Here is a 14,179-nt window from a genome sequence, read left to right as displayed (position 1 = left end):
TTTAGGAAAGCGGGGGCTTTGTTTATGTCAAATTCTTATAGACATTTAATGCCTGTCTATCCTTTGATTGCTCAGCAAATCCTGGATGATTACCGGATTACCGGCGGGAAATGTCTTGATATTGGTACGGGGCATGGATATATGGGTATTGAACTGGCTAAAATTACTGATTTGGAAATCTATTTCGTGGATTTGGATCCGGAAGCTTTAAACAAGGCCAGAAAAAACGCAGCCGAAAATGAGCTTGATAATGTTGTTCATTTTGTGGGTGCGGATGTCACGGCGCTGCCATTTGAAGATAATTTTGCCGATCTTGTGGTTAGCCGGGGCTCACTTTGGTTTTGGAAAGACCAGGTCAAGGGCTTGCGGGAAATAAACCGGGTTTTGAAAACAGGAGGAATTGCTTTCGTGGGCGGAGGGTTGGGCCGCTATACCCCGCCTACCATGCGCAAACGTCTTCAGGGAAAGGGACGCCAGAGGATGAAGGAAAAAGGGGAGAAGGGATTTATAAAAGGAGATGAATTGAAAGAATTACTGTTAAAAACAGGCATTGAGGGATACCGCCTTATCGCCGATGTGGAGGGTGAGCCGGTTCACTGGGTTGAAATGAGGAAATAAAAAAGTAAGGAGCTAATACCTGGCTGGCCGGGAGCCTGACCGGTCGTGGCTGGTCTTATTGTAACCTGATTTGGCCGTATAGTATGTTGGGGGCCCTGTCTGCTATCGTTCTCAGTCCCAGGATTAATCTTTTTCTGCTGGGGGAAGAAGTGGGCAAGAATCTGGGGTTGTCCATTGAGATTTCAAGATTGATGATTATTATTACCGCTTCCGTTTTGGCAGGCAGTGCGGTAAGTGTTGCCGGGACAATCGGTTTTATCGGTCTTGTGTCTCCTCATATTGCCAGGATGATAATTGGCAATGATAACCGGTATTTAGTTATCTTATCCGGGATACTGGGGGGGCTTCTTCTTGTTATGAGTGATACTTTGGCGAGGACTCTTTTTCAGCCGTTGGAAATTCCCGTTGGCATTATTACTGCTACTTTGGGAGCGCCGTTTTTCTTTTTTTTGCTTTATAAAAAACGAGCCAATCTGCTCGTTTCCTGACTGGCCGGTACTAAGAAGGGAATTGTTCGTGCCAGGGGGATTGGTAGTATATAAGATTAACATTAGGGGGTTATAGCAGACAGCCAAGCGGGGGGTAAGACGTTAAGGCCATAAAGGTCCTCGCTCTTTTAAAAGTGTTTTCCTTCCCGATGGGTTTTGTAAAGCCCTTGTCCTCACCTTCTGGCGAGGACAAGGGCTTTGGAATTATGCTCAGAGGCGGGATCACAAAACAAACGTATAGCGTATGAGTGGACGGAAGTTAATCATTTCCTCCTACTCAATTTATAGCATTAAGCGCTACGATATAATTTAGTCAGTACAAATTCCTGGTGTCCCAAAGCTTCAGCACTTGTAAACCGGCCGTTACAGGTACGGATCATCATCTCCAACAACGCGTCCGAAGCCTGATCCAGATTCATTTCCCTGCGCAATATGCCGCTAACGTCCACATCAATATGTTCCTTCATGTCTACCACGGTCATTGGGTTAGCGGAAAGCTTTATAACCGGCTCAATCGGGTTGCCAATGATATTGCCCTGTCCGGTGGGGAAGAAGTGTACCACTGCGCCGGACGCCGCCCACAGTGTCACTGCTTCAGCGGCAGCTGAAGAAGTGTCCATGTACCAAAGACCTTTTCCTGTAGGAGATTCGGCCGGCTTCAGAACGCCTACGTATTTACAATTGCCGATTTTCTGCAGGTTACCCAGAGCTTTTTCCTCGATTGTGGTTAAGCCGCCGGCAATATTACCTTTGGTGGGCTGCGAACCGGAAAGATCTACACCTTTGCTGATGATAAAATCGTTATACTCGGACCATATTTTATGAAATGCTTCGCCTATTTCGGGGGTGGCGCCGTGTTCTTTACAAATATCTTCACCACCGGTAACTTCGGAGGTTTCACCAAAGCTAACAGTAGCGCCGGCGGCAACAAGCCTTTCAACAGACCTGCCAACGGTTGGATTGGATGCCAATCCGGAAGTAGTATCGGATTCACCACATTTTACCGATACATATAGCTCGTCGACCGAGCATTCAACTCTTTGTAACTCGGTAGCCCACTGGACGTACTCCTGCGCTTTCCAGGAAGCTCTTTCAATTGTTTTAAGCTGCCCATTGCGCTCAATTGAGAATCCGGTCACAGGCTTGCCTGTTTCGGCTATACCTTCTACAATAACGTTTGTCCATTCCGGCTCGATACCAATAACCACAACAGCAGCCACGTTGGGATTGCTGCCGATACCAATCAAGGTGCGGAAAGTAAGGTCGAGATCTTCTCCGAACTGCAGGCGCCCGTATGCATGTGGCAATGCCAGAGTGCCTTTAACATTATGAGCTACTGCTTCACATGCCGCGTTGGAAAGATCATCTAAAGGAAGAATAACAACATAGTTGCGGATACCTACTCTACCGTTTTCACGACGATAGGCATTAAATGTTGGAAAGTTATAATTAGCCATTGATTACCACCTCGCAGTCTTTAAATTATGTGTATGCACGTGTTCTCCCTTTGTTATAGGAGCAACAACTTTGCCAATAGGTACGTTGTACTTAATAATTGCTTTGCCTTCTGCTACATCGGTAAGCGCAATTTTATGACCGATTCTAATGTCCTGCTTGGCTGTAATACTGATTGTGGCGTCGTTTGACATAACCCAGCCTTCTACGGTTTCTCCCGCTTTGATAACTTTTACCGCAACGCCGACCGAATCTTTATCGTCATGCACAATAAAGTATGGTTGATTCATAATTGACTCCCTCCAAAATTGTTGATTGTTTGAGTGTCTGATTCCTTATTGTGTTAGAGTGCAACCACCCCCGGAAAAGATATTTGCAATTGCTACACTTAACTTTTAAAAGCCTAATGTAAAAGTTTTTCAACACCGAGAGAAACAGCGATTTCGTTAAGTTCGTCCAATAAAGCTGCTTTAACAGGAATACCTTCCCGTAACCGCTTGTTGGCTTTTGCATTCTTGCGTTCTCCCGGCAGTAATATGCGATCGTACCCTTCTGCCTTGGGTACAGCTTTTATTTCAGATATCATGTTTTCCATACGATTGATATATTCATTTTTGGGCATAAACGACTCAATATTCATAGCTATAAAGAAATGTCCTATATTTACCGGCTCCAGACTTTCATCATAGATCCAACCTACGTGAGGACCATAGGCAGCGCCGCTAATAACACCCGCCAGTATTTCCACAGCCAAAGCCAGAGCGTATCCTTTGGGACCGCCGACAGGAAGCACTGCTCCTTTTAAAGCTTTTTGAGCATCCGTTGTTTGGTTTCCATCTGCGTCAATAGCCCAGCCTTCGGGTATAGGACGATTTTCCTTGGCCGCCAGTATAATATTACCTCTAGCAACGTTACTGGACGACATATCCACAACCACCGGCTCAGCAACACACGGAAAGCCAAATGAAATTGGGTTGGTCCCAAAATAAGGTTTTTTACCACCCCAAGGGGGAATACCGGGAGGAGAATTGGTAAAAGCCATGCCAACCATGCCGGCGTTAGCGGCCATTTTGCAATAATAAGTAGCGGCGCCAAAATGATTACTGTGTTTGGTCGGCACCACTCCCACGCCGGTTTCCCTTGCCGCTTCAATGGCTTTTCCCATAGCCTGCACGGATACCAACTGCCCCAGGCCGTTATCTCCATCCAGCAAGATTACGGACTGAGCTGTGCGCTTAAATTTTATATTCGGTCGGGAGTTAATACGGGCACTTTGCAATCGGGTCAAGTAGACAGGCAGACGGCTAATACCGTGAGTATCAATACCATCAAGGCTTGTATCTACCAATACGGTGGCCACAGTTTCAGCATCTTCCGAGGGAACACCCGCACCTTCTAACAAACTGGAACAGAACCTCTTTAAATCTTCAGCTACAATGTTATGCATAAACTAGAACATCTCCTTAGAAATCCCTATCTTTGAATTTTAAATTTTTACTACACAACTTAACAGTTTTTAATTGATAAAAGATATCTTAAAACTTATTCCATGTTATAATAGGTATGTGAACATAGGTATGTGGTAACACCTATGTTCAGGTTAAGCAAATTATACAAGCTTATTTCGTTGATTGTCAATCTTATTTCGGAAAATTTATATCATGTTTAAGCTAGCAGGTTTTTTTATCGCTTTAGTGGTATAAATTACAGATGGAGGTTAGTGCATATGTTTGAACGAATCGGCCGTAACAATACTTTACAAAATAAAGTCGCTGAATACATAAGTAAATTGATCGAGCAGGGCAAAATAAAATCGGGTGACCGCCTTCCTACTGAACGGGATATGGCTGAAAAATTTGGAGTCAGTCGAACGGTAGTCAGGGATGCGGTAAAAACGTTGGCGGGAATAGGTGTCTTAGAAGTAAGACACGGGGTGGGTATTTTTGTCGCAACGCCGGATTCCCAGCACATAGCCAAACAGCTTTCCGGCCTTTTATATAACAATCAGGATACTATCAACAATTTAATCGAAGTTCGCATGGTATTGGAAACTGCGGTTGCGGGTTGGGCTGCAAAACGCCATAGCAAAGAGGATTTGAAAAACATGGCGGAAAATTTGAAATCTCACGAAGAAATTATAAAAACCGGCGACTTAATTGCCATCGGTGAAATAGACCGCGGTTTTCATTTATTGTTGGCTAATTCCTCAAAAAACCCTGTGGCCATACGACTTATGCAAAATCTATTGGATCTTCTGCAAGTAAGCAGCCGTCAAACCCTTACCATTGAGGGTAGAATAAAACAATCTATTGAAGAACATTACGATATATATGAAGCTATTAATGAAAAAGATAAGCAAAAGGCCCAAGAGAAAATGAAAGTCCATTTGTTAAGTATTGCTAATTCATTTAGCATTAAGTAAAAACAGGTAGGTTTAATGGTGCTATTTAAAGATAAGCGAACTTTATTAACGGAGGGTAAAAGTGCAATATAAAAAAGTTAGCATTTAAGAGGATGTGTCTATATGAGCACGAACTACCAAACAAATTTGCAAAGATTAGGAATTTATTTTGATAAAATATTGGATATTTTTTACGATGGTATCTATATTACAGATGCTAGTGGCAACACTATATTTGTAAATAAAAGATATGAAAAACTTATGGGATTAAAAAAAGAAGAACTATTAGGACATAATGTTTTAGATTTAGAGGAGGAGGGTATATTTAATTCCCCCCTCAACCCGCTAGTTGTGAAATCAGGTAAACCTCATACTTCCGTTCAAGTAAATAAAACAGGCAGAAAAGCTGTTATAAACGGGCATCCGGTATTTGATGAAGACGGTAAAGTGGCTTATGTGGTTACTTATGTTAGAGATGTTACTGTCCTCTCCCAGTTAAAAGATGAGATCTCCGCCCAGAAAGACCTGATTCAAAAATATTATCAAGAGGCCCAACACCTTCGCACCAAACATTTTGGTCAAACCAATATAATAATTAAAAGCCCGAAGATGCTAAAACTAATGGACTTATTAAGAAGAATTGCTCCAACAGATACCACCGTGTTAATTCTAGGGGAAACTGGTGTTGGTAAAGATGTATTTGTCAAAAAGATTCACGAATTTAGTCCCCGTAAAAATGAACCATTCTTTAAAATTAATTGCGCGACAATTCCGGAAAATTTGATAGAATCGGAGTTATTTGGCTATGACCCGGGTGCTTTTTCCGGGGCCAGCGCAAAAGGTAAGCCAGGTTATTTTGAACTAGCTGACAAGGGGACACTTTTTTTAGATGAGATTGGAGAATTACCCCTTTCCATGCAAGCAAAATTATTGCGTGTCCTACAGGACCAAGAAGTGCTAAGAATTGGCTCGACCAAAGTAAAAAAAGTGGATGTGCGCTTTATCGCAGCTACTAACAGAAACCTGAATTTGGCTATCAAAGAAGGTCTTTTTCGAAGCGATCTATACTATCGCCTGCATGTGGCCACATTGGAAATCCCCCCGTTGCGGGAGAGGATTGAAGAGATTATAGCGCTTATTGATTACTTTTTGGGTAAATATAATACAAAATATAAAAAGAAAATTGTTTTTACACAAGAGGCTAAGCAGCTTCTAAAAAATTATAAATGGCCCGGTAATGTCCGTGAGATGGAAAACTTGATTCAGGGGTTAGTCGTAACCGCGGATAAGGAGGTCCTGCAAGCATATGATTTGCCCGGTTACTTACTGATAAATCAAGATGGAATTCAAACTGATCCAATGAATATAGGGGAAAAATCGCTAAATGAAATTATTAGCCAGTTTGAGAAAAGTGTTCTTGAAAATGCGTTAAACAAACACGGTAAAGTTTCATCTCTGGCTAAAATGTTCCAAGTGGATCATTCAACTATTTTTAGGAAATTAAAAAAATATGGTCTTATTTAATTTAGGGGTTAGGTTTAATATAAAGAGTTGAAGGTCCAACTTCTGAAAATGCTTTGTAATGTTGCGTATTTTTAGAAAGCTTGACTTAATTAAATTAAACTTTCTCGCTAAGGTATTGCTTTTTTACAATGTCTTTGCAAAAGTGCAAAGATAAAAAATTGATTGAAAACAAGACTTAAAGAACTTAAATTAAAATAGTATTGCAGGAGTGCAATACTATTTTGAGGATTATTGTTGCGGAATAGTGGTATATTCCGCATTTTTTATTGTGGCATAATTTTTGCTCATCTTAATCAGACAGCTGTTTCTCTTAGAACGAAAAAATTATTTGCCGAGGGGGTGATAATATTAAAACAATGGCCTGAAAGATTGAAATAATTAGATTATATTTTAGGAGGGATTAATAATCAATTATGATTGTGAAAGTTAGGGGCTTTGGTTCACCAGGGACTTTTGCCGACTAAATTGTATCGTAAGTGCCCAATAATTATAAAAAAAAATAGGAGGGTGCGTTACGAGTTGCCTCCTCCCCAATGAATATAAAAAAGATAAAAACCAATTTAATTTTAATACAAAATCTACGTAAAAGCTATAAAAATCGGAAGGCAGGAGTTGTTTATGTCCGAAAAACTTGTTGTCCATGGGAAACAAGACATCATTAACTTTCTTAACACTTGTGGCCGGGCTAAAAATGCTACTATTGTACTTCTTACGGCTTTGGGTGGAATATTTATTGACGCCTATGATTTCACCAGTCTGGGTATTGGTGCAGTGCAGTTACGAGAGGAATTTAATTTAACTGCGGCACAACTTGGTAATTTAACATCCTCTATGGCCTTTGGCGCCCTGTTGGGGGCAATTTTTGGCGGTTATCTTGTGGACAAGCTAGGAAGAAAAAAGATGTTTTATGCGGACCTATGGTTTTTTGTAGTGTCAGCTCTGGTGGCGGCATTCGCACCCAATGTGGAAATATTAATGATTTGCCGGTTCTTGATGGGTATCGGCGTTGGTTTAGATTTCCCGGTAGCCTTAAGTTATATTGCTGAATTTAGTTCCCTTAAAGGAAAAGGAAAATGGGTTAATCTTTGGCAGGGAATGTGGTATATCGCGGCGACTGCGTCTTTCCTGATTATTCTTCCTATTTATTTCTTGGGAGCCAATGAAAACTTGTGGCGTTGGGCAGTTGGTTTCGGCGCTGTACCGGCTATAGTTGTTCTTATAATGCGAAAATACTTTATGGAAGAAAGTCCTCTGTGGGCATTAAACCATGTTGGTATTAAGGAAGCGGCCCGGATTATTGAAAGAACTTATGAAGTTAAAGTTATACTGGATTGCAAGCCGGAAGACCTTGAGCCAATTCAGGAATCAAACAAACCTAATCTTTCATATGGCGCATTGTTTACTAAGCGTTACAGGTTAAGAACTTTGATGGCTACAATTGTATCCATGACCCAGAGTATGGAGTATTTTGCGGTTGGTTTCTATCTGCCGGTTATTGCGGGGTTGATATTCGGCAAGGAGTTTCTTTGGGCAATCCTTGGTTCTATAGTATTTAACCTTTTCGGTATTGTCGGTGGAACTTGGCAGGCCTTTATTGCAGATAAATTAGGTTCAAGAAGAATGTGTATTATTGGTTATAGTACTGCCTTAGCTTGTTTGTTGGCGATCGGATTATTTAAAGAAGACATGTCCATTATGTTGCAGGCGTTATTTATTGGCATGTTTATCTTAGGTCATTCCTTTGGCCCCGGAGCTCAGGGAATGGCGGTAGCCACCCTGTCATTCCCGGCCGGCATCCGTGGTTTGGGCTCGGGCTGGGGGCAGACTATGGTACGTGTAGGCAGTATTATTGGTTTCTACTTCTTCCCGCTGGTGTTGGCTGCCGTTGATCTGCAAAAGACATTGCTGTTCCTGGCACTGGTACCGGCTTTTGGGTTACTGTCGATCCTAGCTATAAAATGGGATCATGCCGGAAAAGATGTTGAGACAGAAGCGTTGAGGGATGAAATCGCAAATTGTAACGGATAGTTATCCGGTTTAATTTTAGTTAGAAAGGGTGTCTTTTATGAAATTCGGATATATTGGCTTAGGTATTATGGGGGGTGCTTTGGCCCGGAACCTTATTCGTGCGGGCAAAGATGTAATTGTATTTGATTTAAGTAATGAAGCTATCGAAAAAACATTAGCTGCCGGAACTAGCGGAAAAGCAGCTAAAAGCGCATCTGAAATGGCTGATTGTGATGTTGTTTTTACCAGTCTGCCCTTGCCCAAGCACATTAAGGCAACTATGCTGGGTGAAGAAGGATTACTGAATAAAATGAAGTCCGGTGCCATCTACATTGACGTAAGTACCATTGACCCCAAAACAGCCAGGGAATTAGCCGATCATGCGGCCAGTAAGGGAATTGATTTTTTGGGTTGTCCCTTGGGTAAGGGGCCTGCCCAAGCTGAAAAAGCAGAGCAACCTATCTTTGCCGGCGGGAAGAAAGAAGTTTACCAAAAAATGCTGGATATCTTAAAGATCGTAGGGAGCAATGTTTATTATCTTGGTGATGTTGAACAAGCTTATGCTTTTAAATTAATTAGCAATATGATTGGTATGACCAACTTGGCGGTACTGGCGGAAGGTTTGAGAATTGGCGAAAAGGCCGGCATTAATCCCGGGCAACTGCAAGAGCTGCTAGCCGATACCGGCGCCGATTCCTTCCAGTTGCAGGTTCGTGGCCCTTGGATTCGAAACAACGATTTTGCTAATCGATTTGGGGTCAGTTTAGCCTTAAAGGATGTTAGGCTAGGCTGCGAAATGGCCGATGACTGGAACTATGATGCCAGATTCACTAAACTGGCTAAGAAATTCTATGAAATTGCTGAAGCCGAAGGTCTTGCCAACGAAGATTGTAACGCGGTTTATAAAGTTCTAAAGTAAAAAATAATATTTACAATAACCAACCTCAGGGCCGTAAAATTATGGGGTTGGTTATTGCAGAAAGAACCATATCAGCATTCTCAGTAGCAGTGAATCAGCAATGCCTAACAAATGGATTTTCATTTTCTCTTGGACTTAGAAAATATCTTATGGCAATCAAGTAATTGTTTAAGAGGTGACGTATGAAAAGTGTGATAACTGAATTAAATTGGGACCAGGGCAATAAGATATTGTCTGAAACGGGTGATATCATATACGATCCCGACCTGTGGAAAAAACCTGAGCTGTTCCAGGTAATTCAAGATGCAGACGCGCTTATTGTCCGTAATCAAACAAAAGTTACCCGTTCACTTCTGGAGTCGGCACCGGAGCTAAAAGTTATTGGCCGCTTAGGTGTAGGATTGGACAACATCGATCTGCAAGCTGCAAAAGACAGTGGTGTAGCTGTAATTTACGCTAGAAATGCAAATGCTATATCAGTAGTAGAATATGTTTTTACCGCAATGTTAACTTTTGCGAGATGCCCCGCCGAAGCTACTGCCGATATAAAACAAGGGAATTGGGACCGGAAGCAATTTACCGGCACTGAAATATATGGTAAAAGGCTGGGTCTTATTGGCATAGGCGAGATTGGGACAAGGCTGGCGGCACGGGCAAAAGCATTTGGTATGGATATTGTCGGTTACGACCCGTTTCTACCTCCTTACGAAATAGCAGTTGCCGATTTTGGCGTTAGATTATCAAGCCTGGAAGAGGTAATCAGCTGCTCGGATTTTATTAGTCTTCACGTTCCACTAAACAAAGCTACCCGGCATTTAATAAATGAACAAACATTAAATTTAGTTAAACCTACGGCAGTTATCATAAATTCAGCCAGGGGTGGGGTGATTGACGAAAAAGCCCTTTACGAAGCACTTGTTTCCGGAAAGCTAGCCGGTGCGGCCTTGGACGTATTGGAACAGGAGCCACCGCTTGGTTCCCCTTTACTTGAACTGGATAATATTATTCTGACGCCTCATATTGCCGGGCTCACAGAAGAGGCCCAAGTTAAAACCTCAGTACTGGTAGCCGAGGAGGTAATTAAAGTTTTGAACGGCAAACCATCAAGTTGTTTAGTAAAAAGATAAAAGAATTGTTTTTGTGATTGCATTTTCCGGGGGTGGCTGCACTCTAACACAATAAGGAATCAGACACTCAAACAATCAACAATTTTGGAGGGAGTCAATTATGAATCAACCATACTTTATTGTGCATGACGATAAAGATTCGGTCGGCGTTGCGGTAAAAGTTATCAAAGCGGGAGAAACCGTAGAAGGCTGGGTTATGTCAAACGACGCCACAATCAGTATTACAGCCAAGCAGGACATTAGAATCGGTCATAAAATTGCGCTTACCGATGTAGCAGAAGGCAAAGCAATTATTAAGTACAACGTACCTATTGGCAAAGTTGTTGCTCCTATAACAAAGGGAGAACACGTGCATACACATAATTTAAAGACTGCGAGGTGGTAATCAATGGCTAATTATAACTTTCCAACATTTAATGCCTATCGTCGTGAAAACGGTAGAGTAGGTATCCGCAACTATGTTGTTATTCTTCCTTTAGATGATCTTTCCAACGCGGCATGTGAAGCAGTAGCTCATAATGTTAAAGGCACTCTGGCATTGCCACATGCATACGGGCGCCTGCAGTTCGGAGAAGATCTCGACCTTACTTTCCGCACCTTGATTGGTATCGGCAGCAATCCCAACGTGGCTGCTGTTGTGGTTATTGGTATCGAGCCGGAATGGACAAACGTTATTGTAGAAGGTATAGCCGAAACAGGCAAGCCTGTGACCGGATTCTCAATTGAGCGCAATGGGCAGCTTAAAACAATTGAAAGAGCTTCCTGGAAAGCGCAGGAGTACGTCCAGTGGGCTACCGAGTTACAAAGAGTTGAATGCTCGGTCGACGAGCTATATGTATCGGTAAAATGTGGTGAATCCGATACTACTTCCGGATTGGCATCCAATCCAACCGTTGGCAGGTCTGTTGAAAGGCTTGTTGCCGCCGGCGCTACTGTTAGCTTTGGTGAAACCTCCGAAGTTACCGGTGGTGAAGATATTTGTAAAGAACACGGCGCCACCCCCGAAATAGGCGAAGCATTTCATAAAATATGGTCCGAGTATAACGATTTTATCATCAGCAAAGGTGTAGATCTTTCCGGTTCGCAGCCCACCAAAGGTAATATTGCCGGCGGCTTAACCACAATCGAGGAAAAAGCTCTGGGTAACCTGCAGAAAATCGGCAATTGTAAATACGTAGGCGTTCTGAAGCCGGCCGAATCTCCTACAGGAAAAGGTCTTTGGTACATGGACACTTCTTCAGCTGCCGCTGAAGCAGTGACACTGTGGGCGGCGTCCGGCGCAGTGGTACACTTCTTCCCCACCGGACAGGGCAATATCATTGGCAACCCGATTGAGCCGGTTATAAAGCTTTCCGCTAACCCAATGACCGTGGTAGACATGAAGGAACATATTGATGTGGACGTTAGCGGCATATTGCGCAGGGAAATGAATCTGGATCAGGCTTCGGACGCGTTGTTGGAGATGATGATCCGTACCTGTAACGGCCGGTTTACAAGTGCTGAAGCTTTGGGGCACCAGGAATTTGTACTGACTAAATTATATCGTAGCGCTTAATGCTGTGGATTTCTCTAGCGAGGGGTCCATGCTCTTGATAAAAGTCTGCGCATGTTGTCTGAAAACGTACGATTAAATCAATATTTTCCCGGAAGGGGGCAGTTGATTTTTATTAATCTTACGCTTTGATTATATAAAATTATTATAGGGAGGTCAGTGCAATGGTTGCTGAATTGCGATTATTTATTAACGGTGAGTGGGTAACAACAAATCAAAAGGAAAAGGTATTCAACAAGGCGACAGGTGAACCGGTCGCAGAATATTGTGTAGCCGGGGCGAAGGAAGTGGATGCAGCTATTTCCGCTGCGGAAAAAGCCTTTAAAAAAAATAAACTGGCTCCTTACCGTCGTTATGAGATTTTAAAAAAAGCCAGTGAATTAATGATAGAAAAACAAGAGGAATTGGCTTTAATAATTAGCCAGGAAGTTGGTAAAACATTTAAAGAAGCAAAAGGTGAAGTTGCCCGAGCCGCCCAAACTCTGTTGATTTCTGCTGAGGAGAGCAAACGCGTACAGGGTGAAATCGTTCCCATTGCCGGTTCTCCCGGGAACGAAAGTCGCCGGGCTTGGACCATGAGAGTGCCATTAGGGATTGTTTGTGCTATTACCCCTTTTAATGTTCCGGCCAACTTAACTTGTCATAAAATTGGTCCGGCCATTGCCGCGGGAAATACTGTTGTATATAAACCAGCCAGTGCAACCCCTATCATAGGAGCAAAACTATGTGAAATCATGGCGGAAGCGGGGTTACCTGCGGGATACCTAAACATGGTTATGGGTTCAGGTCCGGTAGTGGGCGATGCCCTGGCTAAGGATGAACGGATTGCTTATTATAGCTTTACCGGTAGTGCGGCAGTGGGTATGAAATTGAAAAATGCCGTAGGTTTTAGACCTATTTCTTTGGAACTTGGCTCCAATTCACCAACCATAGTTCACAGTGATGCTGATTTAGCTGCAGCTGTTGAGGCATGTACACGATCGGCCTTTGCCAATGCCGGGCAGTTATGTATTTCCGTGCAAAGAGTTTATGTTCATAGCGGCATTTACGATAAATTTTGCAAGGAAGCGGCTTCTCTGGCACAGACCCTAAAAATTGGAGATCCCTTGGATCCTGCTACTGATATCGGTCCTCTGATTAGCGAGGAAGAGGCTGTACGTGCTGAAACCTGGATCCGGGAGGCTGTGAGCGATGGAGCTAAAATTTTGATAGGCGGGAATCGGAGAGGTCCTTTTTTAGAACCAACCATTTTAACAGATGTAAAACCCAAAATGAAATGCAGTTGTAACGAAGTCTTTGCTCCCGTCTTTAATATTGTATCTTATGATACCATCGACGAAGCCATTGCTTTAGCAAACGATTCATCCTACGGTCTGCAGGCGGCAATTTTCACAAACTCATTGGACCTTGCTGCTCGTTGTGCGGAAGAATTGGAAGCCGGTGGGGTAATCATTAATGATGTTTCTACTTTCCGTGCTGATCTTATGCCTTATGGTGGATGGAAGGAAAGCGGTATTGGTAAAGAAGGTCCCAAATATGTAATTGAAGAAATGACTAAAGAAAAAATTGTAGTTTTAAATATGTAGTTCTTTTCCTATGATCAGCAATGTGTGATCAGACCTGTGGCTTGCACCGCAGGTTTTTTTTTAAAATTCATATCAAGCTTGGATTTTTCGCAGGTTCTGATTGGCTTATTCTAAGATGGGAATTGGTATAATCATGGCGACACTTTTTTGCTGGCCATGATTTCTTCGCCTGATATTTTTTTGAACAGGGCTTAACTTTTGGGGCAAAAGGTTGTATAATGTAAAAATTAACAAGCTAAATAAAGCGCATTGGGTGTGTTTCAGGGAACCGGGTGCAAATCCTGGACGGTCCGGCCACTGTGACCGGTTAATCTCTTAGTTAACCGGAAAGTCAGGAACCTGCCCCAAATGTTTAATACGGTAAAGCCTTCCAGGTAAGGGTTGCCTATTTGGGGGTATTCCACTGCAGACCGGCTTATCGATAAGCCGGTCTACGTTTTTATTCAGCTGCCAAATTCAATGCTCAACCTGTGCGCCGGCAGTTGTCAGCAATTGTTATAGC

General features: G+C 42.7%; 13 protein-coding genes and 1 riboswitch. Of the genes, 10 read left to right on the top strand and 3 right to left on the bottom strand.

Annotation, left to right across the window (positions count from 1 at the left end; translation table 11 throughout):
* The first annotated feature begins 24 nt into the window (after positions 1-24).
* Both ABDB91_RS17000 and ABDB91_RS16995 read left to right on the top strand, forming a co-directional pair.
* The gene (locus tag ABDB91_RS17000) at positions 25-618 is read left to right on the top strand and encodes a class I SAM-dependent methyltransferase (RefSeq protein WP_347488860.1); all 594 of its coding nucleotides are present in this window, start codon (positions 25-27) and stop codon (positions 616-618) included.
* Between the two features lie 23 nt (positions 619-641).
* Positions 642-1,106, top strand: a complete 465-nt coding sequence (locus tag ABDB91_RS16995) for an iron chelate uptake ABC transporter family permease subunit (protein WP_347491641.1) — start codon at positions 642-644, stop codon at positions 1,104-1,106.
* 290 nt (positions 1,107-1,396) lie between these two features.
* Here ABDB91_RS16995 and ABDB91_RS16990 read toward each other — a convergent pair whose 3' ends face one another.
* From ABDB91_RS16990 to ABDB91_RS16980, 3 genes are all read right to left on the bottom strand, one after another.
* The gene (locus ABDB91_RS16990; protein ID WP_347488852.1) at positions 1,397-2,563 is read right to left on the bottom strand and encodes a UxaA family hydrolase; all 1,167 of its coding nucleotides are present in this window, start codon (positions 2,561-2,563) and stop codon (positions 1,397-1,399) included.
* Positions 2,564-2,566: 3 nt separating this feature from the next.
* Positions 2,567-2,851, bottom strand: a complete 285-nt coding sequence (locus ABDB91_RS16985) for a UxaA family hydrolase (RefSeq protein WP_347488853.1) — start codon at positions 2,849-2,851, stop codon at positions 2,567-2,569.
* A 113-nt stretch (positions 2,852-2,964) separates the two neighbouring features.
* Positions 2,965-4,008, bottom strand: coding sequence for an Ldh family oxidoreductase (locus ABDB91_RS16980; protein WP_347488859.1), 1,044 nt, complete (start codon positions 4,006-4,008; stop codon positions 2,965-2,967).
* 279 nt (positions 4,009-4,287) lie between these two features.
* On the opposite strand from ABDB91_RS16980, the gene ABDB91_RS16975 reads away from it, so the two are divergent.
* The 8 genes from ABDB91_RS16975 to ABDB91_RS16940 all read left to right on the top strand — a co-directional run bounded on the left by ABDB91_RS16975 (position 4,288) and on the right by ABDB91_RS16940 (position 13,677).
* Positions 4,288-4,983 (top strand): FadR/GntR family transcriptional regulator, encoded by a 696-nt coding sequence (locus ABDB91_RS16975; protein ID WP_347488858.1) that lies wholly within the window; start codon positions 4,288-4,290, stop codon positions 4,981-4,983.
* A gap of 102 nt (positions 4,984-5,085) precedes the next feature.
* The gene (locus ABDB91_RS16970) at positions 5,086-6,486 is read left to right on the top strand and encodes a sigma 54-interacting transcriptional regulator (RefSeq protein WP_347488857.1); all 1,401 of its coding nucleotides are present in this window, start codon (positions 5,086-5,088) and stop codon (positions 6,484-6,486) included.
* 618 nt (positions 6,487-7,104) lie between these two features.
* Positions 7,105-8,514 (top strand): MFS transporter, encoded by a 1,410-nt coding sequence (locus ABDB91_RS16965; protein WP_347488856.1) that lies wholly within the window; start codon positions 7,105-7,107, stop codon positions 8,512-8,514.
* A gap of 37 nt (positions 8,515-8,551) precedes the next feature.
* A complete protein-coding gene (locus tag ABDB91_RS16960; RefSeq protein ID WP_347488855.1) occupies positions 8,552-9,412 on the top strand; it encodes an NAD(P)-dependent oxidoreductase in 861 nt (286 codons plus the stop codon).
* Positions 9,413-9,594: 182 nt separating this feature from the next.
* Positions 9,595-10,539 carry a hydroxyacid dehydrogenase gene (locus ABDB91_RS16955; protein WP_347488854.1) on the top strand — a complete coding sequence of 315 codons (945 nt, stop codon included), beginning with the start codon at positions 9,595-9,597 and terminating at the stop codon, positions 10,537-10,539.
* Positions 10,540-10,639: 100 nt separating this feature from the next.
* Positions 10,640-10,924, top strand: a complete 285-nt coding sequence (locus tag ABDB91_RS16950; protein ID WP_347488853.1) for a UxaA family hydrolase — start codon at positions 10,640-10,642, stop codon at positions 10,922-10,924.
* A gap of 3 nt (positions 10,925-10,927) precedes the next feature.
* A complete protein-coding gene (locus ABDB91_RS16945; RefSeq protein WP_347488852.1) occupies positions 10,928-12,094 on the top strand; it encodes a UxaA family hydrolase in 1,167 nt (388 codons plus the stop codon).
* Positions 12,095-12,255: 161 nt separating this feature from the next.
* On the top strand, positions 12,256-13,677 hold the full coding sequence (locus tag ABDB91_RS16940) for an aldehyde dehydrogenase family protein (protein ID WP_347488851.1): 1,422 nt from the start codon (positions 12,256-12,258) through the stop codon (positions 13,675-13,677).
* A 234-nt stretch (positions 13,678-13,911) separates the two neighbouring features.
* Positions 13,912-14,039: riboswitch (cobalamin riboswitch) on the top strand.
* The last annotated feature ends 140 nt before the right edge of the window (positions 14,040-14,179 follow it).

This window comes from Desulfoscipio sp. XC116 (assembly GCF_039851975.1).
In the GTDB taxonomy this organism is placed as follows: Bacteria; Bacillota; Desulfotomaculia; order Desulfotomaculales; family Desulfallaceae; genus Sporotomaculum.
Note: the sequence above shows the minus strand (reverse complement) of the source record. Positions and strands in the feature narration are given on the sequence as shown.

Excerpts from the sequence above, each read along its gene's own strand:
- ABDB91_RS16965 (WP_347488856.1), top strand. The coding sequence starts at position 7,105 with ATGTCCGAAAAACTTGTTGTCCATGGGAAACAAGACATCATTAACTTT.
- ABDB91_RS16970 (WP_347488857.1), top strand. The coding sequence starts at position 5,086 with ATGAGCACGAACTACCAAACAAATTTGCAAAGATTAGGAATTTATTTT.
- ABDB91_RS16955 (WP_347488854.1), top strand. The coding sequence starts at position 9,595 with ATGAAAAGTGTGATAACTGAATTAAATTGGGACCAGGGCAATAAGATA.
- ABDB91_RS16960 (WP_347488855.1), top strand. The coding sequence starts at position 8,552 with ATGAAATTCGGATATATTGGCTTAGGTATTATGGGGGGTGCTTTGGCC.
- ABDB91_RS16985 (WP_347488853.1), bottom strand. The coding sequence starts at position 2,851 with ATGAATCAACCATACTTTATTGTGCATGACGATAAAGATTCGGTCGGC.
- ABDB91_RS16990 (WP_347488852.1), bottom strand. The coding sequence starts at position 2,563 with ATGGCTAATTATAACTTTCCAACATTTAATGCCTATCGTCGTGAAAAC.
- ABDB91_RS16945 (WP_347488852.1), top strand. The coding sequence starts at position 10,928 with ATGGCTAATTATAACTTTCCAACATTTAATGCCTATCGTCGTGAAAAC.
- ABDB91_RS16940 (WP_347488851.1), top strand. The coding sequence starts at position 12,256 with ATGGTTGCTGAATTGCGATTATTTATTAACGGTGAGTGGGTAACAACA.
- ABDB91_RS16975 (WP_347488858.1), top strand. The coding sequence starts at position 4,288 with ATGTTTGAACGAATCGGCCGTAACAATACTTTACAAAATAAAGTCGCT.
- ABDB91_RS16950 (WP_347488853.1), top strand. The coding sequence starts at position 10,640 with ATGAATCAACCATACTTTATTGTGCATGACGATAAAGATTCGGTCGGC.
- ABDB91_RS17000 (WP_347488860.1), top strand. The coding sequence starts at position 25 with ATGTCAAATTCTTATAGACATTTAATGCCTGTCTATCCTTTGATTGCT.
- ABDB91_RS16980 (WP_347488859.1), bottom strand. The coding sequence starts at position 4,008 with ATGCATAACATTGTAGCTGAAGATTTAAAGAGGTTCTGTTCCAGTTTG.